This window comes from Bradyrhizobium sp. S3.7.6 (genome assembly GCF_054061875.1).
In genome coordinates this window covers 2,917,639-2,943,678 of record NZ_JBSSEQ010000001.1, presented here as the reverse complement: position 1 = coordinate 2,943,678, position 26,040 = coordinate 2,917,639, and the positions used below count along the sequence as shown (strand labels likewise).

Annotated in this window: 26 protein-coding genes; 18 read left to right on the top strand and 8 right to left on the bottom strand. The window is 60.2% G+C overall.

Going from position 1 to position 26,040, the window contains the following annotated elements:
- Positions 1-111 precede the first annotated feature (111 nt).
- From tssB to ACVJ5M_RS13875, 8 genes are all read left to right on the top strand, one after another.
- Positions 112-639, top strand: coding sequence for a type VI secretion system contractile sheath small subunit (gene tssB / locus ACVJ5M_RS13910; RefSeq protein ID WP_085402422.1), 528 nt, complete (start codon positions 112-114; stop codon positions 637-639).
- A gap of 16 nt (positions 640-655) precedes the next feature.
- Complete coding sequence (gene tssC / locus ACVJ5M_RS13905) at positions 656-2,158, top strand: type VI secretion system contractile sheath large subunit (RefSeq protein WP_071911365.1); 1,503 nt, start codon at positions 656-658, stop codon at positions 2,156-2,158.
- 48 nt (positions 2,159-2,206) lie between these two features.
- Positions 2,207-2,692 (top strand): Hcp family type VI secretion system effector, encoded by a 486-nt coding sequence (locus ACVJ5M_RS13900; RefSeq protein WP_014493489.1) that lies wholly within the window; start codon positions 2,207-2,209, stop codon positions 2,690-2,692.
- A gap of 180 nt (positions 2,693-2,872) precedes the next feature.
- Positions 2,873-3,421 carry a type VI secretion system baseplate subunit TssE gene (tssE, locus tag ACVJ5M_RS13895; protein WP_094184183.1) on the top strand — a complete coding sequence of 183 codons (549 nt, stop codon included), beginning with the start codon at positions 2,873-2,875 and terminating at the stop codon, positions 3,419-3,421.
- A 1-nt stretch (position 3,422) separates the two neighbouring features.
- A complete protein-coding gene (tssF, locus tag ACVJ5M_RS13890) occupies positions 3,423-5,390 on the top strand; it encodes a type VI secretion system baseplate subunit TssF (protein WP_085402421.1) in 1,968 nt (655 codons plus the stop codon).
- Entirely contained in the window at positions 5,354-6,418 is a 1,065-nt protein-coding gene (tssG, locus tag ACVJ5M_RS13885; protein WP_354100184.1) for a type VI secretion system baseplate subunit TssG, read from the top strand. The genes tssF and tssG overlap by 37 nt, the downstream gene beginning before the upstream one ends.
- 97 nt (positions 6,419-6,515) lie before the next feature.
- Positions 6,516-9,155, top strand: coding sequence for a type VI secretion system ATPase TssH (gene tssH / locus ACVJ5M_RS13880; RefSeq protein WP_063981813.1), 2,640 nt, complete (start codon positions 6,516-6,518; stop codon positions 9,153-9,155).
- 5 nt (positions 9,156-9,160) lie between these two features.
- The gene (locus ACVJ5M_RS13875) at positions 9,161-10,747 is read left to right on the top strand and encodes a methyltransferase regulatory domain-containing protein (RefSeq protein WP_085402420.1); all 1,587 of its coding nucleotides are present in this window, start codon (positions 9,161-9,163) and stop codon (positions 10,745-10,747) included.
- 87 nt (positions 10,748-10,834) lie between these two features.
- Here the strand turns inward: ACVJ5M_RS13875 and ACVJ5M_RS13870 are convergent, their stop codons facing one another.
- Positions 10,835-11,443 carry a hypothetical protein gene (locus ACVJ5M_RS13870; protein WP_231142835.1) on the bottom strand — a complete coding sequence of 203 codons (609 nt, stop codon included), beginning with the start codon at positions 11,441-11,443 and terminating at the stop codon, positions 10,835-10,837.
- 214 nt (positions 11,444-11,657) lie between these two features.
- On the opposite strand from ACVJ5M_RS13870, the gene ACVJ5M_RS13865 reads away from it, so the two are divergent.
- Together ACVJ5M_RS13865 and ACVJ5M_RS13860 are read left to right on the top strand one after the other, a co-directional pair.
- Positions 11,658-12,536 (top strand): hypothetical protein, encoded by an 879-nt coding sequence (locus ACVJ5M_RS13865; RefSeq protein WP_085402419.1) that lies wholly within the window; start codon positions 11,658-11,660, stop codon positions 12,534-12,536.
- A 212-nt stretch (positions 12,537-12,748) separates the two neighbouring features.
- Complete coding sequence (locus tag ACVJ5M_RS13860; RefSeq protein WP_245344163.1) at positions 12,749-13,747, top strand: hypothetical protein; 999 nt, start codon at positions 12,749-12,751, stop codon at positions 13,745-13,747.
- Between the two features lie 120 nt (positions 13,748-13,867).
- Here the strand turns inward: ACVJ5M_RS13860 and ACVJ5M_RS13855 are convergent, their stop codons facing one another.
- Both ACVJ5M_RS13855 and ACVJ5M_RS13850 read right to left on the bottom strand, forming a co-directional pair.
- The gene (locus tag ACVJ5M_RS13855) at positions 13,868-14,770 is read right to left on the bottom strand and encodes a hypothetical protein (RefSeq protein ID WP_085402418.1); all 903 of its coding nucleotides are present in this window, start codon (positions 14,768-14,770) and stop codon (positions 13,868-13,870) included.
- A 117-nt stretch (positions 14,771-14,887) separates the two neighbouring features.
- Positions 14,888-15,454: an OmpA family protein gene (locus tag ACVJ5M_RS13850; RefSeq protein ID WP_063981809.1), complete on the bottom strand. Its 567-nt coding sequence runs from the start codon at positions 15,452-15,454 to the stop codon at positions 14,888-14,890.
- 373 nt (positions 15,455-15,827) lie between these two features.
- Here ACVJ5M_RS13850 and ACVJ5M_RS13845 point away from each other — a divergent pair, with 373 nt between their 5' ends.
- From ACVJ5M_RS13845 to ACVJ5M_RS13830, 4 genes are all read left to right on the top strand, one after another.
- A complete protein-coding gene (locus tag ACVJ5M_RS13845; protein WP_063981808.1) occupies positions 15,828-16,856 on the top strand; it encodes a hypothetical protein in 1,029 nt (342 codons plus the stop codon).
- Positions 16,857-17,136: 280 nt separating this feature from the next.
- On the top strand, positions 17,137-18,246 hold the full coding sequence (locus ACVJ5M_RS13840) for an IS630 family transposase (protein ID WP_135216181.1): 1,110 nt from the start codon (positions 17,137-17,139) through the stop codon (positions 18,244-18,246).
- 136 nt (positions 18,247-18,382) lie between these two features.
- Positions 18,383-18,754 carry a hypothetical protein gene (locus tag ACVJ5M_RS13835; RefSeq protein WP_063981807.1) on the top strand — a complete coding sequence of 124 codons (372 nt, stop codon included), beginning with the start codon at positions 18,383-18,385 and terminating at the stop codon, positions 18,752-18,754.
- Positions 18,755-18,901: 147 nt separating this feature from the next.
- A complete protein-coding gene (locus tag ACVJ5M_RS13830) occupies positions 18,902-19,219 on the top strand; it encodes a hypothetical protein (RefSeq protein WP_456679341.1) in 318 nt (105 codons plus the stop codon).
- A 352-nt stretch (positions 19,220-19,571) separates the two neighbouring features.
- Here the strand turns inward: ACVJ5M_RS13830 and ACVJ5M_RS13825 are convergent, their stop codons facing one another.
- A complete protein-coding gene (locus tag ACVJ5M_RS13825) occupies positions 19,572-19,835 on the bottom strand; it encodes a hypothetical protein (RefSeq protein ID WP_085398219.1) in 264 nt (87 codons plus the stop codon).
- A 238-nt stretch (positions 19,836-20,073) separates the two neighbouring features.
- On the opposite strand from ACVJ5M_RS13825, the gene ACVJ5M_RS13820 reads away from it, so the two are divergent.
- Positions 20,074-20,355 carry a hypothetical protein gene (locus ACVJ5M_RS13820; RefSeq protein WP_084795344.1) on the top strand — a complete coding sequence of 94 codons (282 nt, stop codon included), beginning with the start codon at positions 20,074-20,076 and terminating at the stop codon, positions 20,353-20,355.
- Here the strand turns inward: ACVJ5M_RS13820 and ACVJ5M_RS13815 are convergent.
- Together ACVJ5M_RS13815 and ACVJ5M_RS13810 are read right to left on the bottom strand one after the other, a co-directional pair.
- On the bottom strand, positions 20,342-20,893 hold the full coding sequence (locus ACVJ5M_RS13815) for a hypothetical protein (RefSeq protein WP_063981805.1): 552 nt from the start codon (positions 20,891-20,893) through the stop codon (positions 20,342-20,344). The two genes, ACVJ5M_RS13820 and ACVJ5M_RS13815, sit on opposite strands and share 14 nt — an antisense overlap.
- Before the next feature lie 27 nt (positions 20,894-20,920).
- On the bottom strand, positions 20,921-21,268 hold the full coding sequence (locus ACVJ5M_RS13810; RefSeq protein ID WP_354099566.1) for a hypothetical protein: 348 nt from the start codon (positions 21,266-21,268) through the stop codon (positions 20,921-20,923).
- Positions 21,269-21,875: 607 nt separating this feature from the next.
- Here ACVJ5M_RS13810 and ACVJ5M_RS13805 point away from each other — a divergent pair.
- Entirely contained in the window at positions 21,876-22,088 is a 213-nt protein-coding gene (locus ACVJ5M_RS13805) for a hypothetical protein (RefSeq protein WP_144030618.1), read from the top strand.
- A gap of 268 nt (positions 22,089-22,356) precedes the next feature.
- On the opposite strand, the gene ACVJ5M_RS13800 is transcribed toward ACVJ5M_RS13805, so the two are convergent.
- Complete coding sequence (locus tag ACVJ5M_RS13800; RefSeq protein ID WP_135216245.1) at positions 22,357-22,566, bottom strand: hypothetical protein; 210 nt, start codon at positions 22,564-22,566, stop codon at positions 22,357-22,359.
- Between the two features lie 219 nt (positions 22,567-22,785).
- Here ACVJ5M_RS13800 and ACVJ5M_RS13795 point away from each other — a divergent pair, with 219 nt between their 5' ends.
- Positions 22,786-23,064 (top strand): hypothetical protein, encoded by a 279-nt coding sequence (locus ACVJ5M_RS13795; RefSeq protein WP_144030619.1) that lies wholly within the window; start codon positions 22,786-22,788, stop codon positions 23,062-23,064.
- Between the two features lie 59 nt (positions 23,065-23,123).
- Here the strand turns inward: ACVJ5M_RS13795 and ACVJ5M_RS13790 are convergent, their stop codons facing one another.
- Positions 23,124-24,884 (bottom strand): B12-binding domain-containing radical SAM protein, encoded by a 1,761-nt coding sequence (locus ACVJ5M_RS13790; protein WP_063981802.1) that lies wholly within the window; start codon positions 24,882-24,884, stop codon positions 23,124-23,126.
- 325 nt (positions 24,885-25,209) lie between these two features.
- Here ACVJ5M_RS13790 and ACVJ5M_RS13785 point away from each other — a divergent pair, with 325 nt between their 5' ends.
- Positions 25,210-25,971, top strand: coding sequence for an IS5 family transposase (locus tag ACVJ5M_RS13785; protein ID WP_063981801.1), 762 nt, complete (start codon positions 25,210-25,212; stop codon positions 25,969-25,971).
- Positions 25,972-26,040 lie beyond the last annotated feature (69 nt).

Below are 26,040 nucleotides of genomic sequence, written 5' to 3'. Positions count from 1 at the left end.
AGGGCACTAAATGGACACAAGGATGTTTGCCGACCGCAGCAACTTGAAGTCCCCTAGCCGATCTGCGTCGCGCAAATTCGACGTCTAAAGCGATTTCGTAGTGAGGGAACCATGGCTACAGATAGCGGTCAAAAATTCATTCGTCGAAATCGCGCACCACGCGTGCACATCACATACGAAGATCCTTACGACGCCGAGCGGCTGATCGAACTGCCGTTCGTCATGGGCGTCCTCTCCGACCTTTCCGGCAATAACCCCGGCGTCGAGAAGACGAAGGTCGAGGAGCGCAAATTCCTCGAGTTCGATATGGACAATTTCGACAGCCGCATGGCGGCAATCCAGCCCGGCGTGACGGCGCGCGTCGCCAATCGTCTCAGCGACGGATCAGACGAAAAACTTTCGGTCAATCTGCGCTTCAACAAGATGGCCGACTTCACTCCCGTGGCCGTCGCCCGCCAGGTGCCGGCTACAGCCAAGCTGCTCGAGGCGCGCGAACAACTTGCCAACCTGCTGCGCTACATGGATGGCAAGGTAGCCGCCGAGGATCAGCTGAAAAAACTTCTGGCCGATCCTCAACTGATGGCAGCGCTTCGGGAACGCGCGATCAGCCAGTCGATCGAACCTGGCACCGAGAGCTAAGGAAGGAACGGGGACCATGGCAAAAGAAGCTGTTCACAAAGAGAGCACCACCCAGGTCAAGACCGTCGAAGCTGACGAGTTTGCCACTCTGCTGAAGCAAAGCTTCAAACCGCGCACCGAACGCGCAGCGACCGAGGTCGACAACGCGGTATCCACGCTCGTTCAAGAGGCATTGAAAGACTCGAGCGTCATCAAGTCGGACGTGCTCGACACGATCGAGGAGATGATCGCGCGGATCGACCAGAAGCTGACCGCGCAGATGAACGAGATCATTCACGCACCCGAATTCCAGGCGATCGAAAGTACTTGGCGGGGCCTCCACTACCTCGTCTTCAACTCGGAGACCGACGCCAACCTCAAGATCCGGGTCATGAACGTCTCGAAGACCGAGCTGTATCGTAATCTGCGGCTTTACCCCGATGCGCGCTGGGACCAGAGCCCATTGTTCAAGCAGATCTACGAATACGAGTTCGGCCAGTTGGGCGGCGAGCCGTTCGGCTGCCTTATCGGCGACTACTATTTCAGCCACCTCCCCACCGACGTGCAGTTGCTGCGCGATCTCAGCAAGATCGCCGGCGCCGCACACGCCCCCTTCTTCAGCGGCGCCGAGCCGACGCTGATGGGAATGGACTCGTGGACCGAATTGTCCAACCCTCGCGATATCGGCAAGGTGTTCGACACGCCGGAATATGCCGCATGGAAGGGACTGCGCGACCAGGACGACTCGCGTTATCTCGGCCTGTGCATGCCGCGCGCGCTGGGTCGCCTCCCCTACGGCGCGAAATCGGAGCCTGTGGAAGAGTTCGCCTTCGAGGAGGAGACAGACGGGCACACCGGCGACAAATACGGCTGGATCAACGCGGCCTATGCGATGGCGGTCAACATCAACCGCGCCTTCAAGGAGTTCGGCTGGTGCACGCGCATCCGCGGTGTGCAATCCGGCGGAGAGGTCATCAATCTGCCGACGCACACATTCCCGACCGACGACGGTGGCGTCGATCTGAAATGCCCGACCGAGATCGCCATCAGCGATCGCCGCGAGCACGAACTTGCAAAGGCGGGTCTCATCCCGCTGATCCATCGCAAGAACACCGACAAGGCCGCCTTCATCGGCGCCCAGTCGCTTTACAAGCCGAAGAAGTATTTCGGCGAGAAGGGCGTGGATGCAACCGCGTCCGACAACCTGTCGTCACGTCTGCCCTACATGTTCGCAGTGTCTCGCTTTGCGCACTATCTGAAGTGCATGGTTCGCGACAAGATCGGATCCATGAAGGAGAAGGATGAGCTGACGGTCTGGCTGCAAACCTGGATCAACGAGTACGTTGATGCCAACCCAGCCCTATCGTCAGAAGCTCAGAAAGCGCGCAAGCCGCTGGCCGCTGCGAAGGTAGAGGTCATAGCAAACGAGGAGAACCCGGGATATTACAACGCGCGCTTCTTTCTTCGTCCGCACTTTCAATTGGAAGCGATGGATGTCGGCCTCAGTCTGGTTTCACGCCTGCCAGGTCCCAGCTCCTGACGCTGCAGCATCGCAACCGTACACACAGAAATTTGAGAGGACCATGCTATGGCTGTCGACATCTTCCTGAAACTCGATCCGATCAAGGGCGAGTCGCTGGACGACAAGCACAAAGACGAAATCGATATTTTGAGTTGGTCGTTTGGCGAGAGCCAGACCGGTACCTTCCACAGCGGATCGGGCGGCGGCGCCGGCAAGGTCAGCGTGCAGGATCTTCACTTCACGCACTTCGTTGACAAGGCCACGCCGGAACTTTTCAAGGTCTGCGCAAACGGCAAGCATATCGACAGCGCGATCCTGACGGTCCGCAAGGCCGGCGAAAACCCGCTGGAATATCTCAAGATCGAGATGAAGCAGGTTCTCGTGACGAGCGTATCGACAGGCGGATCGCACGGCGAAGATCGCCTTACCGAAAACGTGAGTCTGAACTTCGCGAAGGTCAAGATGATCTACAAGACCCAGACGGAGAAGGGTGGCGCCGGAGCTTCGCCGACGTTTGGCTGGGATGTTCCTGCCAACAAGGAATGGGCCTGATTGTCGGCCCCTCGCCTGGCGCCGGTTGCGATTGGCGAACCGGCGCCAAGCGGTGCGATTTTGATCGCACCTCTCGTCAGGCCCGGTTGCGGGCCCGAAAGCCTGCTGGGCGACGCCAAGTCGGACACCAACGCGCGCCCCCCGGGATTGCATGCGAGTTGGGCGTCATGGGGACCGTGAATGACCATTGCACGAAAGAAGGATCGGCTCTCTCCCCCACTGATGCTGGCATTTCGCTCAGCCCATGAAGCGCGCGACGCACGCAAGAAGCTCAATCTACGCGATGAGTCTGGCGAGCGGGTCATTGCAGGGCGGCGGAGCGCGGGCCGATTTCCAATCTCGGAAACGTTGCTCCGGCGCGAGGTCTCCCATGACCTCGAAACGCTCCTCAATACCATTGCCCTGGAATCGACCCTGGATCTGAACGGCCACGATTGCGTCCGAACCTCAATCCTGAACTTTGGCTTCCCTGATATTGCCCACCGTTCGATCGACGAGGTCGCCGACGACGAGCTCACCGACGCGTTGCGCGAGACGCTCACGACTTATGAACCGAGGCTCGATCGCAACACCATCCGGGTCCGACGCGACGGCTCGGTCGGCCCCGAGCAACTCAAGCTGCGCTTCATCGTTCACGCCGACCTGAAGGCCGAGCCGCTCAACGTCCCCGTGGAGTTCGTCGCCGACGTCGACCTCGACAGCGGCGATATCCAGATCAACCGACTTTAGCATGAACCGCGAATTCCTGGATTTTTACAATCGTGAACTGTCACTGCTCTACGAGCAGGCCGGGGATTTCGCCGAAGAGTATCCCGGCATCGCAGAACGCCTCGGTGGGCTGATCCGGGATCGCTCTGATCCCATGATCACGGGATTGCTGGAAGGTGCCGCATTTCTCGCCGCTCGCGTTCAGCTCAAGCTCAAGCACGAATTCCCGGAATTCACTGCAAACCTGCTCGAGCAACTGGTTCCGAATTACCTTGCCCCGACTCCGTCGGCCATGCTGGTCACGGCACGCCCCCCCTATGCCGACCCAGCGCTACGCGATGGCAAGAAGATCGCGCGCGGCGCCTATTTCGACGCCACCTATCGCGAGAGAGAACGAAGTCTCTCCTGCCGATTTCGACTTTGCCGCGATATCGCTCTTTGGCCATTCGACGTCACCGGCGCCGAATACTTCTCGACGGCAGGCGCGCTGCAGGCGCTCGGGATTCCCGTCGGCGGCGACGTCATCGCCGGGCTCAGGCTGTCGTTGACCCACCGTACCGCGGCCCGGCTCGATGAGGAGCTGCCGGACGCGGAGGCCAGGGCCAAGCCGGAAACCTGGTTTGCAGGCTGCCGCACGAGCGAACTTCCGATCTACCTTTCAGGCGCGGAATCCGACGCCATTGCGCTTTACGAGCAATTGATCTCGAACTGCAAGGGCGTCTACTTCCGGCATCTCGATGATTTCGGCGATCCGGTGGTGACTCGTGCGCCCCATGACTGCGTGCAGCAGATTGGTTTCGACGAGGACGAGTCGCTGTTTCCCAACGACAACCGGGTCTTTCGCGGCTCGGAGCTGCTGCGGGAATATTTCATGTTTCCACGCAAGTTCCTCGGCTTCAACCTGACGGGACTTCGCAGCGTGATGCCACGGCTGCGCAGCAAATCGATCGATATCGTCTTCGCTTTCGATGAACACAATTCACGGCTTGCCGCCGCGGTGCGGCCCGATACCTTCAGGCTCTATAGCGCGCCGGCAATCAACCTGTTCGAGAAGACGAGCGATCGCATCCCCGTCAAGTCGAATACGCACGAGTACCATGTGGTGCCCGATCGCAGCCGCTATCTGGAATACGAACCGCACCAGGTACTCGAAGTCTACGCGCACTTTCCGGCCGACAAGGACAAGCGGCCGGTGCGCCCGCTGTATTCGGCCGCCGTCGACCGGACCAGCGGATCGGTCGAGGGGCTTTATTTCACCGTTCGACGGTTGCCCCGGCGCCGCACAGTGGGAGAAAAGACGTACGGCGCATCATCGGACTACACCGGGACGGACATGTTCCTGTCTCTGCTGGAGCCCGGTGAACTTAGCGGCGAAGGTGCGGTCGCCGAACTCAGCGTCCGGGCGCTGTGCTCCAACCGGCATCTCACCGAACACTTGCCGGTCGGCCAGGGCGGCGCCGACTTCCGCCTGTTGGACGATACTTCCCTTGATCTGATGTGCGTCGCCGGTCCCACCCGACCACGCGAACCGATCGTGGCCCAATTGCGCAGCCGCAGCGAGATCGCGAACAGCGGAATCGTCAGCTGGCGGCTGATCAACATGCTGAGCCTGAACTATCTTGGCCTCGTCGAGCGCGGTGGCGGCAAGAACGCCGGAGCCCTGCGCGAAATGCTGTCCTTGTTCGCCGATCAGTTCGACGACGCCACGGAACGCAAGATCCGCGGCGTGCGCAGCATAGAAAGCCGGCCGGTCGTACGGCGGGTGCGCGAGCGCACCGGCAGCGGCGCAGCGCGCGGCCTGGAGATTACCATCACGCTCGACGAGAAGGCATTCGAGGGCAGCGGCGTGTTCTTGCTCGGAGCCGTGCTGGAGCGCTTCTTCGCCGACTATTCGGGCTTCAATACCTTCACACAGACGGTCGTCTCGACGCCGGAGCGCGGCGAGATCATGCGTTGGCCGCCGCGCATGGGCACGCGGAGACCTCTATGACGCTGATCGACCAGATGAAGGCGGAGCCCTGGCGGTTCGATTTCTTTAATGCGTTGCGCCAGCTCGAGCGCGCCAACTCGGATCGACCGCGGATCGGTGACAGCGCTGCACGCCGCGAGGAGTATATCGACCTCGGCCAAGTGCCTTATCTGGAGTTCCCCGCCTCCAACCTTGCGGCCGTCGACGACGTGGGTGGCCGGCTCAGGATACTCGTCAAATTTCTCGGTCTCCTGGGGCCGCAGGGCGCGCTGCCGCTTGCCACCACCGACGAGAGCCTCAGTTGGTGGCTGATGCGGGATGACGCCTTCCCGCGCTTTCTCGATCTGCTCAACGGACGCTTTCTGCAACTCTTCTTTCGCGCCTGGGCCGATCCGCGGCCGATCGCTCAGCACGACCGTCCGGCGGATGATCGCTTCATCGCCTATGTCGGCTCCTTCGCCGGCCTCGGCTCCGACGTTTTCGCTGATCGAGACACCGTACCGGACATGGCGAAGCTCAGCTTTGCCGGACTGATCTCCCCCAGAGCGAAGTGTGCGTCACGGTTGACGCGGTTCCTGCAGGGGCTGTTCGACGTCAAGGTCGAGATCGACGAATTTGTCGGCACCTGGCTGTCATTCGACCCAAGTCATTGCAGCCGGCTCGGCGGAACCCATGCCAGGCTCGGCCGGGACGCTCTTCTGGGCTCACGCGTGTTCAGCGTCGAGGACAAGATCAGGGTGCGGGTCTTTGTCAAGAATTTTACCCAGTACGAACAGTTCTTGCCGACCGAAGCGCGCAACTTGTCGGAGCCTCTGGCGGACGCCGTGTTCTTCTATATCGGCGACGAATTGGAATGGGAGGTGGAGCTCGCCATTCCAGCGGGAGAGGTCGTCCCGGTCAGGCTCGGACAGAGCGGACGACTTGGATGGACCACCTGGGTCTCGCCGAACTGGACTTCCACGGAAGAATATCGCCGCGATGCCCGCTTTCAGCTCAGCGAGCGCTTGAGCGCCCGTCGGGCCGCCGCAGCCGATGCCTCGGCGATTTGAACCTATCCGTAGCGCCGATTGCCTAAAGCTATGGGATTCGATGAAATTTCCGCTTGATGCCAGGCATCCGCGGATGGATTAAGCAGGAGGATCCGCCGTGACCGACATCAGCATTGAGGCTGTAACGGGCAAGCTGAACCGGGCCGGCTATGATGCCTTCATACAGGCCCTGCGCCACGCAAAGAGCGCCGGCAATCGCAACGTCGAGCTAGCGCACTGGCTGTTTCATATCCTGCAGCAGGAACGCAACGATCTCAGCCTCTCGGTCGATCATTACAAGCTCGACCGGGCACGCTTGTTGTCGGACCTTGCCGGCGTGATCAATGGCTTTCGTAAGAACGAAACCGACATGCCGGGCGTCGCCAATCCGGTCATCGATCTGCTCGATCGGGGCTGGCATTATGCCACGCTCTTCTTTGGCGAGACCCAGATCCGCACCGGTCATCTGCTCGTGGCGGGCCTGAAATCGAATGATATTCGTCGCACGCTGAACAACCTCTCGCAGGAATTCGCCAAGGTCAACGTCGACGCACTCGCCGCGGAGCGCCGCAATGTCTGGGCCGGCTCCGACGAGGAAACCATGCGGCCGATGGACGGTTCGGGCCTGGTCGGCGCAGGCACGGAAGGCGCGGCCCAAGCGGGTCCCAAGGGGACGACGCCGCTCGACCGGTTCTCCCAGGATCTCACCGCCAAGGCCAAATCAGGTGAGATGGATCCGATCCTTGGCCGGGACGAAGAAATCCGCCAACTGATCGACGTGCTGATGCGACGGCGGCAGAACAATCCAATTCTTACCGGCGAGGCTGGCGTCGGCAAGACCGCAGTTGTCGAGGGATTCGCCCAGCGAATCGCCGCCGGCGACGTGCCGCCACCGCTCCGCGGTGTAAGGCTTTGTGCGCTCGACATCGGCCTGATGCAGGCCGGTGCTTCCATGAAGGGTGAGTTTGAGCAGCGCTTGCGCTCGGTGATCGACGAGGTCCAGAGCTCACCCACCCCGATCATACTGTTCATCGATGAAGCCCATACATTGATCGGCGCCGGCGGCGCGGCCGGCACCGGTGATGCGGCCAATCTCCTGAAACCTCCTCTCGCCCGTGGCACGCTGCGCACGATCGCCGCCACCACATGGGCAGAATATCGCCAGTATATCGAGAAAGACCCCGCGCTCACGCGACGCTTCCAGCCGATCCAGATCGATGAACCGGAAGTGGAGACCTGCTGCATCATGCTGCGCGGACTTCTCGGTCCGATGGAAAAGCACCACGGCGTTCGCATCTCCGATGCTGCGATCGTCGCAGCGGTCAACCTGTCCCACCGCTACATTCCTTCACGGCAGTTGCCGGACAAGGCGGTCAGCCTGCTTGATACCGCCTCGGCGCGCGTGGCCATCAGCCAGAGCGCGACGCCAGCCCTGATCGAGGATGCACGCGTTGCGATTACCGCTCGTGAAGCCGAGAAATCGGCACTCGTCAGCGACAGCGATCTTGGGCTTAAGGACAGCGACCGCATCACGGCGATCGACAACGACATTGCGGCACTGAAGGACAAGCTGACGAACCTTGAAGCCGATTGGGCCGCAGAGCAGGAACTCGTCAAGGACATCCGGAGCATCCGGGAGATTCTGTCCCAGCCCAAAGAAGGCGAAGATCCGGCTGCCAGGCGCGCGGAGTTGCGCGGCAAGTTCGACACACTTGAGAGCATCCATCCGGAGAAGCGGATGGTCTATGCCCATGTAGACCAGCAATCGGTGGCGTCCGTTGTCTCTGACTGGACCGGCATCCCGGTCGGCCGGATGATGCGCGACGAGATCGAAACCGTGCTGAAGCTACCGGAGATCCTCAACCGCCGCGTCGTCGGCCAGTCTCATGGGCTGACGATGATCGCCAAGCGAATCGAGACCAGCCGCGCCAAGCTTGACAACCCTTCCAAGCCGATCGGCGTGTTCATGCTGGCTGGTCCATCCGGCGTGGGCAAGACTGAAACCGCCCTGGCGCTTGCCGAGACCCTTTACGGCGGTGAGCAGAACATGATCACGATCAACATGTCGGAGTTCCAGGAAGCGCACACCGTCTCGACCTTGAAGGGTGCACCTCCCGGCTATGTCGGCTATGGCGAAGGTGGACGCCTCACCGAGGCTGTCCGGCGCAAGCCCTACAGTGTCATCCTGCTCGACGAGGTGGAGAAAGCTCATCCCGACGTCCACGAGATCTTCTTCCAGGTGTTTGACAAGGGAACCATGGAGGACGGCAACGGGCGGCGGATCGACTTCAAGAACACCTTGATCATCCTTACCACCAACGTCGGCACCGATCTGATCATGGGCCTCTCGCGCGATCCAAAGTATCGCAACGAGCCGGAAGAGCTCGCCAAGATGCTGAGGCCGGAACTGCTGAAGGTGTTTCCCGCAGCGCTGCTCGGACGCATCGTCTCGATACCGTACTTCCCGCTATCCGACGAGATGCTCGCCGGGATCGTTCGGTTACAGCTCGACCGGATCGGACGACGCCTCCGCGACAATCATAACGCGTCCTTCGACTACGATGACGCGGTCGTGGAGCACATTGTGTCACGTTGCAACGACCCGGATTCCGGCGGGCGAATGATTGACAACATCATCACCAACACCCTGCTCCCGGAGCTGTCGCGCGAGTTCCTTAGCAAGTCGCTTGCCAAGGAAGAAATCAAGCAAGCGCGGGTCTCGATCGAGAACGACAAGTTCGCATATTCGTGGAACTGAGGACGATGAACATTCAAACCGAGCATCGCCACCCGAACGCCGGTCCCACGCCATACGACGAGGTCTACTACCCCGGCCACGTCTACGGGCTCACTCATCCGAACCATCTTGCTACCATTGCTGCCGTTTACGGCATGCAGTCAGCGCCGGTCGAGCGTTGCCGGGTGCTGGAGCTTGGCTGCGGCGTTGGCGGCAACCTGTTGCCGATGGCCTTTCAATATCCAATCAGCGAATTCGTCGGTGTCGACCTGAGCGGCGTGACGATCGAGCGCGGCCAGCGAAACATCGCCACATTGGGCCTGAGCAACATCAAGCTTCTCCATTGCGACATCATGAATGTCGACGCAGGCTTCGGGGAGTTCGACTACATCATCGCACACGGCGTGTATTCCTGGGTGCCGCCGGCGGTGCGCGAGAAGATGATGATGATCTTCAAGCAGAACCTGGCTCCCCGCGGGGTCTGCTACGTCAGCTACAATGCGCACCCGTTCTCGCATCTTCGCGACATGGTCCGCGACATGATGCGGTATCACACCCGCCGTCTCACCGGCATGAAGGAGAAGGTCGGACAGGCCCGCGCGATCCTGAAGTTCCTGAGCGACGGCTCGAAGGCCAACTCGGTGCACGGCGCAGTTATGCGCGACCAGTACAACCGCGTCCTCAAGTCCCCCGACGAGCTTCTGTTTCACGACGATCTCGATGATGGTGCCGAGGCGTTCTTGCTGCATGAGGTCGCCGAGGACGCAAGCCGCCATGGCCTGCAATATCTGGGCGATGCTGATTTTTCACGACGCTATCTTGCCGGCTATTCCGAGGAGGTTCGCGCGACGCTGCAGCGCTTCCCGGAAAGCGAGTTCATGGCGCGCGATCAATATCAGGACTTCATCGACGGCAACGGCTTTCGGCGCACCTTGCTCTGCCACGACAGCATTTCGCTGTCCCGCCAGGTCGACCTCGATTTCGTCACCCGGTTCCATTTGCTGAGCACGACCAACCCGGTCGACCCCGACGCCTGCGTGACCGACGATTCCGCGATGGAATTCGAGAACCAGGACGGCAGCAGGGTCACGGTAACCAATCCGCTCTTGAAGGCCGCGCATCTATGTCTGGGCCGGGCCTGGCCGCGAGCATTATCATTCGACGAGCTGCTCGATGGGGCCCGCGCGCTGCTGGGCGACCGGCGGGCGGATGATGACCAAAAGGTGTTGACGGAGGCGATGTTCATCCTGGCTTGCAGCGGCGAGGTTTCGTTCCTGCTGTCGCGTCCCTTTTTGTTGAAGGAAGCTACCGAGCATCCGCAGGCGAGCCTGCTCGCGCGAAGACAAGCGCAAACAGGTCCGCTCGTCACCAACCTCCTCCACCAAACGGTGCAGTTGGAGGACGACCGGACCAGGGATTTCCTGCAATTGCTCGACGGAGCGCGGACCATCGACCAGATCACGGCCGAAATGACGGAAAAATTCGGCCCGACCATCCGGATAGACCAGAAGGATAATGCCGGGCAGCCTGCCGAGCCGTTATTGCTGTCAACGCGAGAAAGCGTTCAGCGCTCGCTTGCGATGGTCGGCAAGCTGGGCCTGCTGGTCGCGTGATGCGCTCAAGTGCGTCGGCTCCGTTGGCGATGAACGGCAGGAGTTGGAAGCTCGTGCCATTTCCTGCAGCGGATGCGGCCCGGCACTCTAGCCGTCGTGGGTATATTGCTGGCCGAGGAGCCATCCCGTGAGAATACCGCCGGGTCCGCTGGCATAGACCGGATCAAGGCCAACACCTGCGCGCAGCATCTTCCATTCATGCTCGCCGACCCAGGGAATCCCGGGATCGCCCTTCTGATACTGGGACAGCAGCGTTCGGGCGACCTCTGCGGCATTGGCGTAGATCGGCCCGTTGGCCCAGCGAGGGCGGGGCAGGCCTGTCATGCGGCAATAGAGCGCCGTGCAGACGTAGGCAGACGCCTCTTCGGCATTGGCATCAAGGCCTGTACGCAACAGATCGTATGCCGCATGCAGGCTCTCGTGGACGATATAGGCCTCGTCCATCCGCCCCGCTGCCGACACGACCTCCAGCGTGTTTGCCGCAACCGCCGTGCCGTCCGCCCTGGTTCTCGCGACATCGTTGTATTGTGCAGCAACGCCTGCCGCGAGATCCGTCGGAGGTCTGACGGTGACCTGCCCCAACCGGATCGCGCGGGCGACGTGATGGAACGTTTGCGGCGCAATCGTCACATGGCTGCCGCGGATCGGAAACCGGAAGCGCATGCGTGCGACCGCCGGGCCATGGAGTACGTCCAATACCCTGCTCCGCAGTGACATTTGATCGTCCTCGTTGTTCGCACTACCCCACGGTTGGTGGTCGCCGTTTCCGATCAGCAGGTTCAAACAGTCATTGCACCGGCGCGATAGGAATTCGAATAACCTGGGCCGGGCGGCAGCTTGGTCGAACGAGCCGGCATTGAACCCGAGGGCGAGACCAATTTGGGGCGAGGATTGCCTCGGAGTGCGCCCCATGACGACGACCGATCCGACGACGACCGACACTTACCGGAAGATCGCGGCACGACTGACCATGCTGCGGCCGCAGATCGATTTGAAGAATTATTTTGCCGGCCCCAACCCGGATGTGCGCCTTTATGACGAGAAGCCCTACATCCGGCACCAGCTCGAGAAGTATGGTGTCGCTGCCGCGACGACCACGCTCGACGGCGTCACCTTCCTGCCCAAGGACTGGGAAGAGCTGATCAAGAAGCTGCGCATTGCCAAGACGACGGACGGATTCGACGCCTTCGCCGAAGGGCAAAGCCGGGAGAAAGCGTCGCATTGGGCCCTCGATCTGTCGATGGCGGCAACGATCGGCAAGGGGTTCCGGGAGATCTGGCGCCCAAAGCTGTCGGACAGGCCGCTCTCAACGCGGGATCTCCCGGGCCGCCATGGCTTCGGGCTCGGGCGCGACCGCGGACAATGGAGCGACGCCTACAGCTCGCAATTCGGCAAGGACCCGCAGCCCCAGGACATCACCTCGTTGCATTTCGCCGTAGCACCTGATCGGGTGAACGTGCACATCGACGAAACAGGCTTCGTATTCGAAGGCGTGGACGGCGCCCTTACGGTCGGACCGAACTTCGTGCATCACGCCGGCAATGAGCTGTTCTGGAAGAGCAACAAGCATATACCGCAATGGGCCGCGGAGCACATCGATCTGATCCTGCCGAACAGCGCGAACGACTTTTCGCGCGTGGGCATTTCGGTCGACATGTACCAGCGCAAAGACTTGCGCGTTACGGTCACGGGCTCCTGCGGACTTTTCGGCGGTTTCGAGTGCTCCGGAACCGTGAGCATCAGCGGCACGCATGATCTGCTCGGCTCGAAGCCAAAAGGCCGGCGCTAAAGCGGATATCGCTCGTTCGACATTGCTTCGTGTCTACGCCTCCAATCTACGAATGAGGCTCTTCGATTTGCCACTGCCAGTTGGTGGCCCAAATGAATGGAACCATCGAACCGCCTCGAGGTAGCGGCGACCAATAAGTATTGGTGGCGAGAACGCGTAGTTCCGCAGGAATCGGCGGGGGAGGTCTTACATTGCCGAACCAGGAAAGGCCGTTGAAGCCCGTCGTCGAAAGCTATGTACCGCCCGCGGGAATCCGGCATGCGGTGACGGCAGGCGAGACCTGGATATCCCTTGCCAAGCGGATCGGCATCGCCCCCTGGGACCTCATCGAGTTCAATTTTCCGGGCGTCAAGCTCGTCAAGCAGCGCGATTTCCAACAAGCCACACGCCAGGTGAACTGGTACCTGGCCGAGTATGTCGGCTGCCGCGCGATGTCGCCCGATCGCCAAAATTTTGCGTTTTCCTCCGGTACGACGGGCGGGAGAGGTGGATGGCGAGGGGGATTCATCTATCTGCCGCCAGGTACGCCGCCTCCCCCGCCGATTGCGCCCACTCCACCGGTTGCGCCCACCCCAGCGGCTCCGACCCCGCCGGAATGTGAAGGAAGCCGACCCGACTTCGCGCGCGTGCTGGACGTGAGCGAACGGGATTTCGCGCGCAACGTTTTTGGCCCGACGCTGCCGCCGTGGGAGACAATTGCGATTACCAATGGCCTGGGAGCAGGCGGAAGACCGTGGACGAACGATGGACCGTTCTTCAGGGGAGGCAATCCCATGGTGCCGAGCATGCGGTATGCCATCAATCTTGGCAGTGTCGCGTTCAGTAACCTGGCATCGCCTAGCCCCACCTTCGGTCTCTTGTGCGACGACTTCGGTCGCATTTGCGACCTCTTCGTGCACGAAATGACCCATGTGTGGCAGGCGTTCAACGATTCAAACTGGACGATGGCGCGCTCGTTCTGGACGCAGACAATCGGTTCCGGCTACGAGTACACGCCGGGCGATTCCTGGGACTCATACAACGTCGAGCAACAGGCACACATCGTTGAAGATTGGCACAAATACAAAATCAGTTCTCCGATGCTTGCCGAGGAGCGCTATCCGTACGTCCGGCTCGTGATCCGCTCTGGACGCCTCACTTTTCCTCGCGGGCTGGATCTTGTGGCATTGAAAAAGGACCTTCAAGATCTGCGCGCAAGGCACCTGGACTAGAACCCGCTGCAGGGGAGTGGTCGGGAGTCTACTTAACTGAAGCACCGACACGCCGAGCATTCGACGCGGTGCGGTCGCGCATTCTTCCTCTCAAAAGTATTTTTCCGACTTGCGTGCTGGTCAGCTTCGCAGCGCAAGCACACGGAGAAGAATTGCGCGGCCGCCATGCGACAGGCGATCGTGAAACAGTTCGGAGAGCCGGTCTCCACGCTTCCGCACCGAAAACCTCTTCCGGAGCTCATGGGCGCGAGACAGCGAGCAATAGAGAAAATCACGACGTAGCCGGCGCAGGCGGCTGCCATAGCCTCTAACATCGGCGCTCGCGTAGGCCTCCATCAGGGTGCGCATCAAATAGTCATCGCTCGGATCAACATAAGTTTCGTGGGAAACGCTCGATGATCGCATCGACACGGGTTCATCGCTCGACAGAAATAGGTTCCTGCGGGTCAGCCCATCCGATACGCCCGTCGCTTCTTTTGTGAAATCTCCATAGTTCACAAAAGGCAGCGCTGCGAGTTGCCGGCGCAGATTTTCGAGCGTCGCCGACGGGATCCGGACGCCGTTGCCCGCGCTGGTGTCGAGCTTATTGGCGCGCACCGTGGCGTAGAGGTCGCCCCAGAATTTGTCCCAGGGGGCGGTGCCGTTGCGGTTAGACGACGGATTCTTGCGAACGCTATATGTGGTTTGAGTGAGGTAGGCCGCCAGTTCGCCCATGTGGCGCGTAACAGCGCCGTCAGGATCATAGACGTCGATCATGGCGTGGACGCACTCATGCAGGAGCAGCGCCCGATCGCTATCATTTGCGGGCGGCGACTTCTTCTGCGTCAACAGAACATCCGTAACCTGATCGTAGAAGGCGAGATCCTGAGTGCCGCCCTTCACCAATATATTGCCGGCGCGAATGTGATCGCGAACTGTCGTCAAGTATTCGCCCTTGATATGGATCTTGTCGACGTAGAACTCGATACCAAGCGCGACCGAGTCACTGAGTGTGTCCAGGACGTCGCCTTCGGTCAGTGGCATGACCTACCTCCCTTGCGTGGTCGAGCAATAGTGGTCCGGCCAGGCTCCGCAAGCGCTGAAACGCTGTACTGCACCAATAGGAGCCGCCCGCCCCTCCGTTCGCGTTGTGGAAGGTGGCTAGATCGTCCCGCCGCCGCCGCCGAAGATTTCGACGACCACAGCGCGATTGGCGGCCCTGTTCATCACGGTCGTGTTGTCCTTCAGATACTCGTAGTGTGAGGCGGGCTTGACGGAGAAGACGCGCGAGCGGGCGCTTGGGCCGAACAGGTGAAAGACGTTCTTGGCCCGGCCCGTGCGCAGGAAGCTGTTGTTCCGTTCGCCGCCGGTGCTGTCGCTGTATCCGACGATCTGGAACTGCAACGACTTGTCGGTCTCAAATCGGATGAGCTGCGCTGCCAACAGCGGATCGCGCTTGGCGATGTTCTTGAGATGCCGCCAGTCGACGCCGAAATCCCAGATGATGAGATATTGGCAGATGCCGGCCGGCGGGACCAGACTGACGTCCACACCGAGATGGCCGACCTCGGTGCGGGACGTCGCGACTTCATTGGCCACGTAGGGAAAGACGGCGGCGCTGTGAACCTTGGCAAGCGGCGAGCACTGCGGTTGCGTCGCCATATTCGGCATCTGTTCCACCGGGCCCGGCGGCGTGTATTGCGGCAGTGGCTGCGGCGCGCGTCCCATGGCAATTTCTCCCATTGCTGGCGTGGCCTGCCCAAAGCTGAGCACTGGAGGGAGCGTCGGCTCCCACCACGGCTATGACTAGTAGTGACGTGAGCGGTCGGGGAAGTTCAAAGGCGAGGTGCGGGCGCCCTCAACAGGGCCATTAGCGGACATTGATTGGCCTTCCGCGCTCTCCGGAAAGCGGGGTAGGCTACGCCTATTGCCGTCCGTGCCAAATTGTTGCGGAGGAACTGGCCATGAAACTTCGCCGCCGAAATTTTCTGCATCTCGCCGCGGGGACCGGCCAGATTGTTTTCCCGCCGCCGAAGGAGGCTCTCATTTCCGCGCGCAAGATTTCGCGTTGACGGACCGAACTAAGACAGGAGAACCAGACATGGCCGCCTTTCAAGAGGTTTTCCGCCGCTCCGGCATCGATGAGCGCCGCAGCCCGCCGGGCATGGTGGTGCCGTTCGGCGGCTCCAACATCGTGGCGCTGATCGATCCCGGAAGAAAGCTCAAAGTCGATCCTAACGCCCATGCCCTCGGGATCAAGGAGATCGATGGCGCCGATACCCTTAGACGCGTCATGCAGGCCAGAGAAACCTTCTCCAAACCCGATATCGATCCGCAGCTCAGGGCGGCGTCACTTCCCGCCACCTTCAATGGCGATGCACGGTTTTTCGAGATCAATGGCCGGATTAAGCCGATTGGTTTTCCCGGCCTGGAGGTGGTGGCCCGTTCGGCCGGCCGGAAGATCGAAGCCAAGCTCTATGTCGTGGTGCTACCGGAAATCAAGATCAAGGTGGCGTTCCGCAATGTCATGGTTCCGGGGAGTGGCGGCGCTCCGGCGTTTCACGCCAAGAAGCCCTGCAACGAGCAAGACGAATTGCTGACGATGAACAATATATGGAGGCCGCAGGCCAACATCCGCTTCGAGCGGGTGCCAAGCGACTGGCTGGTCATCGACGACTCGCAGGCTGCCATCAAACAGGAGATCGCCAATGCGACTGGCATGAAGGATGCGAGCCTGGCGACCTTTCCCGATGTGATCGACGTCGAGAAACTGAAGGGCATCTTCGTCAAACACAAAGTTCAGGGCGCCCATCTAACCATTTTCTGCGTCGATAAGGTTTGGTCCAATGGCGGCCTCGCCAATGGCTCGTTTGCTCGCGGGCTGGACCTTGCCTTCATCAGCTCGCAACGCGGGCCTAACACGTCTGCCCATGAATCCGGCCATTTTCTCGGCTACTACTCGAAGAGCGCGAGCAAACCTTGGGACAGCCAAGGCCACACGCTGGAGACCGATCCGAAAACCGGAAAAGAAAACAGGGCGGAAGACATCAAGATGCTGATGCGCGGGGGAGGCGCCGGGTGGAAAATCCCGTTCAATCTCGTCAAGGAGTTCCGCGACTTCCCCGGCTAGCATCCGAAGATCAGACAGAAGCTGGAAATCACTCCAGACGTTGAATGTCGCCTTGGGTCAGAAGCTGCCCCGACGGCCCCGAAACGCTTACTTTGCCACCTGGCAGGCAGAGCGTGTCATCGGCCATCATGACCGCAATACGCTGCGCTTACGCCTCGATCCCAAGGGAGATTCGACAGACCTTGAGCCGGGCATGAGTGTCTGGCTTGAGAACTAGTCATCTGGAACGCAAGTTCGCCACATTAGTTGATAGCTCGAATCTCTACAGAGGAGAGAGCTCGTGGCGAATGCAGGTGAACGAGGCCGGCCGATCGCGCCGTTGGTGCTTAGTCCGCAGGAGCGGGCGTACTTGGAGAGGCAAGTTCGTCGTCATCGCGTTGCCCGATCGCTATCTGAGCGCTGCCGCGCGATCCTGCGGTGTGCGGATGGCTTGCCAAGCAAGTCCGTGGCTGCCGAACTCGGCCTCCACGAACACACCGTTGGCAAGTGGCGTCGCCGATTTTTGAAGGATCGCTGTGATGGCCTGCTTGACGAGGCCCGCCCTGGCCGCCCTCGAACCATCAACGACGATCAGGTTGCTGAGGTAATTGAGCGGACATTGCGTACAACGCCACCCGACGCGACGCACTGGTCGATCCGCTCAATGGCTGGGGAAACTGGCTTTTCCCACACCACGATCCGCCGAATGTGGATGGCGTTCGGCCTGCAGCCGCACCGCAGCCAGACATTCAAGCTGTCGAGCGACCCGCTGTTCGTCGACAAGGTCCGCGATATCGTCGGCCTTTACCTGTCCCCACCGAACCGAGCCCTTGTCCTCAGTATCGATGAGAAAAGCCAGATCCAGGCCCTGGATCGCGAGCAGCCGGTCCTGCCGATGATGCCGGGCGTACCGGAACGGCGCACGCACAGTTATGTGCGGCATGGTACGACCTCGCTGTTTGCCGCGCTCGATGTCGCCTCGGGGTTCGTCATCGGCAAATGCTATAAGCGGCACCGGGCAGTCGAGTTCTTGAAGTTTTTAAAAGGGATCGATGCTCAAGTTCCTGAAGGCCTCGATGTCCATCTCGTCATGGACAACTACGCCACCCACAAAACACCTAAGATCAAAGCGTGGCTCGCCCGTCGGCCGCACTATCATGTCCACTTCACGCCGACTTCCGCGTCATGGATCAATCAGGTCGAGCGCTGGTTCGCTGAACTCACCAGAAAACAGATCCAGCGAGGTGTTCACACCTCCGTCAGGCAGCTCGAGGCCGACATCCGTACCTTCATCGACCTGCACAACAGAAAACCGAAGCCATTCAAATGGACCAAGTCCGCAGACCAGATTTTGGCTTCCGTCAAACGCTTCTGCTATAAAGCTCAGCGGACTTTATGTGGCGAACTTTAGATTCACGTGACTAGGCTGTGTACTCATTAAGCAGCTGGCCGCCTTATGTCCGCTCAACCCCTAACAGCGGCGGGAAAGCGGACGTCTGCCGAGGTCGCTGAAGGGCCGATATTGTTGCAAAAGTCGATTTTCGCCGATGACCAAAATTCTGCGGGCCGTGGGCGCGACTTTCGCGTACAAGATGCGAGGGACCTCACGGCCTCACGCAAAATTCACAGGCGACTTCGGTAACGCGATTGAGGTCATACGAATCAGCGATCGCTCGCTGCTTAGTGTTTTCGCGAAGAAGCTTGAGCCCTGCAACTTCCGACTTTTGCAACACAATCGGCCAAGAGGCGACATCGCTCACTTGGTTGTCGTTTCGAAATCTTTGCCGACTTCCGATAACATTGGCGCTGTTACCTTCTTTCAGGTGCCGCCCGAAGCGATCCGCCAGCCTCACTTCAGCCTCGACGTAACACCGAGCAAACACACCAAAGAGCGCGACGCAGCAACATCTCTCGACTGACTTTGTGCACGGTTGCGTGCATAAACTCCGTGATTCACGTTGAAATTTGGTCACGAGTTAGGTCAAGCCCCTTGATCTTTGTCAATGTCGGCATCAACCGACGGGCCTCCTTAAGCAAAGGGGGCGAGACAGGATAGGAGCAAAACGATGAAGCGGATGATTTTCAGAAATTTTGCAATTGTAACTTCGGTTATCGCCTTTGCGACACTGTTCACCGTTGACTGGTCTGAGCAGCGCGGGATTTCGCTGTCAGTTGAGAGTGCCCAAGCGAGGCGGCTCTATGTCAGCCCGTATCCCTATAGTCACTACATACCCGATCAGTCCGGTCTGCCTTGGTACGCAGTGCGGGCCTACTACGCTGGCGGCCCCTGGTGTGGTGCCGGCGGCACGACCGGGTACGGCACGACGGCTGTGGGGGTCTTTGGGCGTGCTTCCTACACCTGCTACGACGGTTGGGATAGCTGAAGCTCAATGGCATTGGTTGCACGCCCGGCACCTTGATCAAGGGCGGTGACGGAATCATGTACGTCTGCCAGTAAGCACGCGGACCACAAGGAGAGGCGGCGCAATCGTCGCCTCTTTCAATTCGAAAACGATATCCGACAGCCAGGGTCACGGGCGGACGTTGAGATCGGGGGCCCAACTCGGTCGGCTCGTCACGCGAAACCGGACCACTGCGCCACGCTCGGCCGGGGCCGCCTATGGGCCAATAACCGACATGCAAAGGGAGGCACGCTGCATGGCCGAGAAGTAGTGTTGAATGCTACCGCGGGTCACGAGGTTGGTTACCAAGGCTGGTGGCCCGCAGGCAAATCCTCTATCGACGCACTCCGACGCGATTAACGCCACCATTGGCATTGCCGCCGACGTTATGACGGACTGCAGCGCGCGCAACGGGCCGTGGCCGGAGGGCAACGCCAGCCCGGGCAACGCAACCCACCGGATAGTCGACGTACTGGCAATACACGATCGCGCGGGCCGGTGATGGAGCAAGTGTGGCCCCTGCAAGTCCCAGAAGTGCGCTGGCAGCGATTCCTGTAACCGTCACTGACTTGATCGAAAGTCGCATCTTAGCCTTCATGATGGTCCTCCAAGGGTAGCAAAAGCCGCATTCCTACGGCTTACGATAGCGTGTGCGCGGAGAGATGAGCGACATTGACGTACATCAAGGGTGAGCTGGGCTGTGCGTTAACTCCGTCGAACATTATCCGTGTTTCCTGCCGCCCGTCACCGCGACCTTGATTCAGATCAACCAGCTTCGTGATACCCGCACCAAAATAAGAGACCGACTGGGCTAGGGCGATTAGTTGGTGCGTGCGATGACGCCGACTTGGTATGTCACCTTCGAGGTTCGTAAACGCGGCACGCTGCCGAAGCAGCGGAGCCCTCGGGAAACAAGGACCTTCGCTACGGAAGCAGAGGCCAAGGCATTCGTTCGTGCAAAGCTCGACGAAGGTCTCGTAGTATTTGCGGGCACGATCAATCCGCACGTCCCCAAGCAACTCATTCCGTCGTCCCGCATCCAAGCTTGGCTTGTCGATGAACAATGGAACGCTGAGCGAGATACAGGTCCCGACCGGACGCCGATCACCAGGTTCTGAAGCCGAACCAGCCGAACTGCCCTTGTCGTGCCGCCAGAAGCATCTGCGGCTGGACGTTTCGCCTCGGTCGAGCCGCAACATGCAACATCTTGCGTTGTCGCTTGCGATCGACGGTTTCAGGCGGGCGTGTATCCTGTTTCGGCAGCATCGCGAAAGAATTCGCCACCGCCGGGCTCTGTCTGACGGTAACGGGCGGTTCGGCCACATCCGATGAAGTTGCGACCTCGGTCGCCTCGGCCACGGGCGCAGCGGCGACGATCACCGGCGACTGGGTATCGAAGACAATACGCTCGGGCCATTTGCGATCTGAGTGGATACGTATGGCCGGCCGGTCCGCAGCCGCCTGATCGACGGTCGGGGCCCTCGGCAGCCAATAATCTGCAACAAAGAGCAGTGCGAGCAACACTGCTCCGACCTTCCAGAAATATGCCGCCAGTGGCATGCCGGTCGCTCCGGTGCGCCCCCGAAACATTGACCTGGGCTCTACGTCGTCTGTTACCTGCAGCAAGATGGCCACGAGCTGCTTGATATAGATCAAGCGCGTTCGATCGCTCGCGAACGCGCTCTAACTGCAGCCGGTAATGCGCGCAATTGCCTTCATGTACTTGAGATGAAGTGCGGCGTCACCTCCGTCTGACGGAGAGTTGCGAGCGGTCAGGCGATCCGAATTCAAACAGGTCTCAAGATCGAACCTGATATGCGAGCACCATCCCAGGGCGCTCTTCTCTGCCTCTTCCTTGGAGGGGCCAACCCCCACAAAGGTCTGAACGTGCCCGGCCTCGCCGTCGGCCGTCGATACGAGATTGATTTCCGAGATGTAGAAGGACGAACACTGGGCGGCCTGGGGCTCGGCGCGTGTCCCCTGGATCACCCCGAGAGCGACAATGGTCGTCATGAGGACGGCTCGCTTCATTTTCACCTCCGACAAAGCGAATCCATTGCGGCTATCCATCTGATCGCGACAACTTCATTCGGCGTGCGTTGCCCGCTGTGTGCCCCCCGAACATCGGACCTGGCTGTCCGATCGGGCAAGCCAACCAACGCCAATCGCCGCTCAGGGACTTGAGATAGATCAAGCTCGGCCCGACGAGGGGACGCAGGTTTCGATAGGGTCTGGTTGCCAAGGTGACAGATAATGAGTGACCGGATCTCCGCAGTCCTCTTTGCGTTGGCCTTTGCTTTGGAAATGGGTGGAGCGACCGGCGGCTTAAATTGAAATATTTGTTCATGGTCGTTTACCGCTGCGCGAGGTCGGCGGAGGAATCGATCACAAATTCCGGCCCGCGCTCGTCACGCGCCGTTGCGCGTGTACGCGCCATCGGCGGCTAAAATTCTATTCACAGTCCGGAGAGAGGTTTTCAACGGCTTTGCGAAACGCGGCCGGTTGCCGACATCAGCATCACGCCGATCGACGAAGCGTGATTGCGCCACCCCTGCGCGAGGGGAATGCCAACGCCTAACTGTCATTCATGTCAATGGACAGCACGCGCATCGTGCACGCCAGTAAACAAGAGGATACCATGACCAGCTTCAAAGTTTTGGGCGCAGCGCTCGTTTTTTCCGCGCTCCTTGCGACGCCCGCCTCGGCATGGGAACCCGCCGCGGCATTAGCCGCGGACCCGACCTTCTCCATCTATTCGGGCATGCGTGGCGACATCAATTCGGGCATGCATGCAGTACGGCCACATCGCGGAAATCATACCACCGGCGTCAAGCGCTTTCGATCGCGCTGATCGCCCGGATACCAAACCTGCACCAATCTTGTCCGCTATGCCCGACTGAGCAGACTTTAACGGGAGCCGCCGCCACTTGCGCTCCTTTCAGATCATTCCAATTAGGATGAAAAGAGCGACCTCTGTCAGGAAAGTGGCACTCATAATGGCGACCGTAAGGAACGCGTCGCCCGCTGGTAGAGGGGTCATAGCATGCCTCGCGCGCTGCGACGACTGGAACCGGTTCTGGCTCTCTGCCCGCGCCAACACCCTTGCCTATCGCGCTCCGTTAATAAACACCACGCCGCACGGCGCGACGCGTATAGCGGTAATCGCGACGGTCGACACGACGCGCCGTCACGCGGGCGCGCCGGTACGTGACGGCCTGCGCTTGATCAACGCTTAACTCCACGCCGCGCGGTGTCACCTGCGGCGAGACCGGAATGATCGCCAACATCACTGCTGCAAACAGCAGTCCGACAATCGAGGAGACTCTCATTGCACCTACTCCCTATTGTCCACCATGGCCGTGTCACCAACAAAAGCTGTCTGGTCTGTGTGCCTATTTGTCTTGTCGGCCTGAGATCGCCCTATTCCGCCAGGATAGAGCGCGAGAGGCTCCAACTGAGGTCGCCTTAGGGCCTGTTCCGGCAGAGAGAACCAAGCCGCCTAAGAGTGCATCGTCTCTTTCTGCGGCTCCATATCGGAGCTTGCAGCATTGGGGCACGAAAAGGTCGCGCAGGATGTTCCTTTTTATACACCCCGGTTGATTTTCTTGCGGCCAGCCGCCGTTGCTGCGCGGCGAAATAACAGCCATCACGAGCAGGCGCGGCTTCCGGTTTGGGTCATGAGCGGCGGTCTGGAAGTCGGCCAGTCACTTCCGGTCTACCCCAATAAGCTGACGATTTCAGAGCCAAGCCGGACTTCGCGTGAGGACCAAAAGCCGAAGTGGATGTTTTGGGGCTGTTCGCTGCAAACGGACGTCGCTTGTCCGTGAATCCGTGAGGATACGATGGTTCGCGGCGACTCGAGAAATCAACTAACGCGAGTTGGCAACTACCGCACGGCCAACTTAGGTTTCTGCGCCTCTTCGATATGTCGCCGCTGATCGAGAAATGCCTGGCTGGACCGGGTCTTGTACAAGTCCAGATTCTCGGTCTCGTCGGGCAGCAGTGTGATCGCCTCATCGACATAGGTGAGCCGGTGCGGATCCGACTTGACCTTGCGCGCCAGCCGGTGGAGGCGCAGCGCTAGCGATGCCCATTGCGCGGCCTTCACGACGGTCTCGGCGGCATAGCGCGGATAGAACGACCAGGCCGGCTCGACCGGCAGATGCGGACGCCGCTCGTCGCGGCTCTTGAGCCGCAGCACCCCCCCTTCGAGCGGATGGACCCGCTCGATGGGATGGTAGCCTTTGAAATAAAGCGCGTAGGTCCCGATCTTGCCGACATTGTTGCCCATGGCCGCGGCACGCCGCATCAGGGTCTCGATGTGCTCCCAGCTGTAATAGGTGTTCCAGGCGAGCTCACAGGCCCGCTCCCAGTCCGCCTTGGACATGGCGGGGTGGTCGACCGTGACGTGGTCCAGGTCGTATTTGTTGAGGTCCGTATCCATCGCGACGCCCTTCATATAGAGCGTCTTGTGATCCTCCGAGCCCGGCAGTGGTGTCAGGAAGAAGAACTCCAGCATGTCGATCGGCAGCTCATGCTTGACGATCTCGATGTCGCGAACGATCGATTCCGGTGTGTCGTTGGGAAAGCCCAGAATGTAGCCGCCGACGGTCATGATCCTGGCCTTCTTCCAGGCCAGCATCATCTCGCGATAGTCGGTGATCTTGTTCTGCCGCTTCTTGGCGCCGAGCAGACTGTCCGGGTTGATGTTTTCGAGGCCGATAAAGCATCGCCGGACGCCGGCCTTGGCGCATTTCTCGATGAAGTTCGGTAGCTTGTGGCAAAGCGTGTCGACCTGGATCGTGAAGCGAAGGTCCCAGCCCTCCTTCTCGCGCAGCGCGATGATGCGGTCGAGCAGGCTTTCCCAATCCTTGTTGCGCGCAAAATTGTCGTCGGTGAGGAAGAAGGCGAAGACGCCCTGGGCGACGTTGGCGCGGATCACGGCCTCGATGTCGTCGGCGCTGCGGCGTCGCGACTTGCGGCCCTGCACGTTGATGATGGTGCAGAACGAGCACTGGAACGGGCAGCCACGCCCGGCGTCGAAGCTCGTGGTGTGGCCGATAACCCGCCGGATCTGCTGGCGGGGAATGATCGGCAATGGCTGGCTCTCCAGGTGCGGCAGATCGTCGATGTAGTTGTAGAGAGGCTGCAATCGCCCGGCGGCCGCGTCCTGCAACAGCTCCTCCAGCCGTCCCTCGGCCTCGCCTGCGAAGACCGACACACCGAGGTCCATCATCTCCTGAACGCCGGGATCGCGCTCCGGCAGCATCGAGAGGGTGCCGGACACATGGAAGCCGCCGATCGCAACGTGGATTCCGAGCTTGCGAAACCGTCTCGCCAGATCAAGCGATCGGGGAAACTGATTGGACTGGACTCCGACCAGCATCACCATACCGGAATCCGCGGCCTTGATTGCGCGCGCCAGATCCGCGACACGCACCTTCCAGTTGGTCTCATCGATGGCGTCGATCTCGATGTCGAAATCGGGCCCGAGAACCTGGCGTTCACGACAATCGAGCGCGATGCCGTAAAGGCAGGCCAATGAGTTCGAAGGCAGGCCGCCGCGCCACCATCGAATGACGTAGCCATCGTCGTCGTAATGTGACGGCTTGATCAGAACAAGCCGGAAACTCCTGCTCTTGCTCATAAGCAAGGGGTAGCTCGATGTCGGTCATAGGCCAACTGCTTTCCGCGAGGTCCTCGCAAAAAACGACGAACTGTGGCACGAACAACATCCTATCCGAGTACCTCGGCTAACCGCACACGGCGCAATCGCATGTTCGGCACAAATTGGGGTGCGCAGTCGCCAGCTAGTCATGCGCCAGACGTCCGTTCCGGGTCAAACTCGACAAAACTCAGAGTGAGCATAATGCGTCCGCTTTCGGGCACATCGCGGCCATCCCGTCGGCTGGCGCCCATTGAGCCTGACTGCCGAGCCATGATTCAAATCCCCTAACGAAGGGGGCCGAATCATGCGCTACGAACTCTCCGACGAGGAATGGACTGCCATCAGGCCGATGCTGCCCAACAAGCCGCGCGGCGTACCGCGGGTGAATGACCGTCGCGTCCTCAATGGCATCTTCTGGGTGCTACGATCCGGGGCGCCATGGCGCGATCTACCAGACGCCTTCGGCCCGTATACCACTTGCTACAATCGCTTCGTTCGTTGGCGACGAGCAGGTGTGTGGGCGGCGATTATGAAGGCCTTGGCAGCCGCTCACGATGCCGCTGTGCAAATGATCGACACGTCGATTGTCCGCGTGCATCAACATGGAGCCTGCATCGACCGGAATAAAAGACAATGCATGGGGCGATCACGGGGCGGGTTGACCAGTAAGATTCATGCGGTCGTGGATACAAACGGCCTACCGGTCCGAGTTGCGCTGACGCCTGGGGAAGCCCACGACAATCGGCTTGCTGGAAAACTCTTGTCTCGCATGAAGCCTGGATCGATGCTGCTGGCGGACCGTGGCTACGACGCCGATTGGATTAGAGAACTTGCGATCAAGAAAGGAGCATGGGCCAACATCCCGCCGAAAAGCAATCGCAGCGAACCGATCTGCTTCAGTCCCTACCTGTATCGCGCTCGCAATCGAGTTGAGCGGTTCTTCAACAGGATCAAGCAATGTCGTCGGGTAGCGACGCGCTACGACAAACTTGCCGCCAATTACCTTGCCTTCGTGCAACTCGCGTCAATCAGGCTATGGCTCGGCGCTAATGAGTCCACGTCCTAGCGAGGACCCGAGCTCCGAAGTATCGCTTCGGCTGCTCACGTCTCAATCGGCTTCGGAGCTGATGTCGCG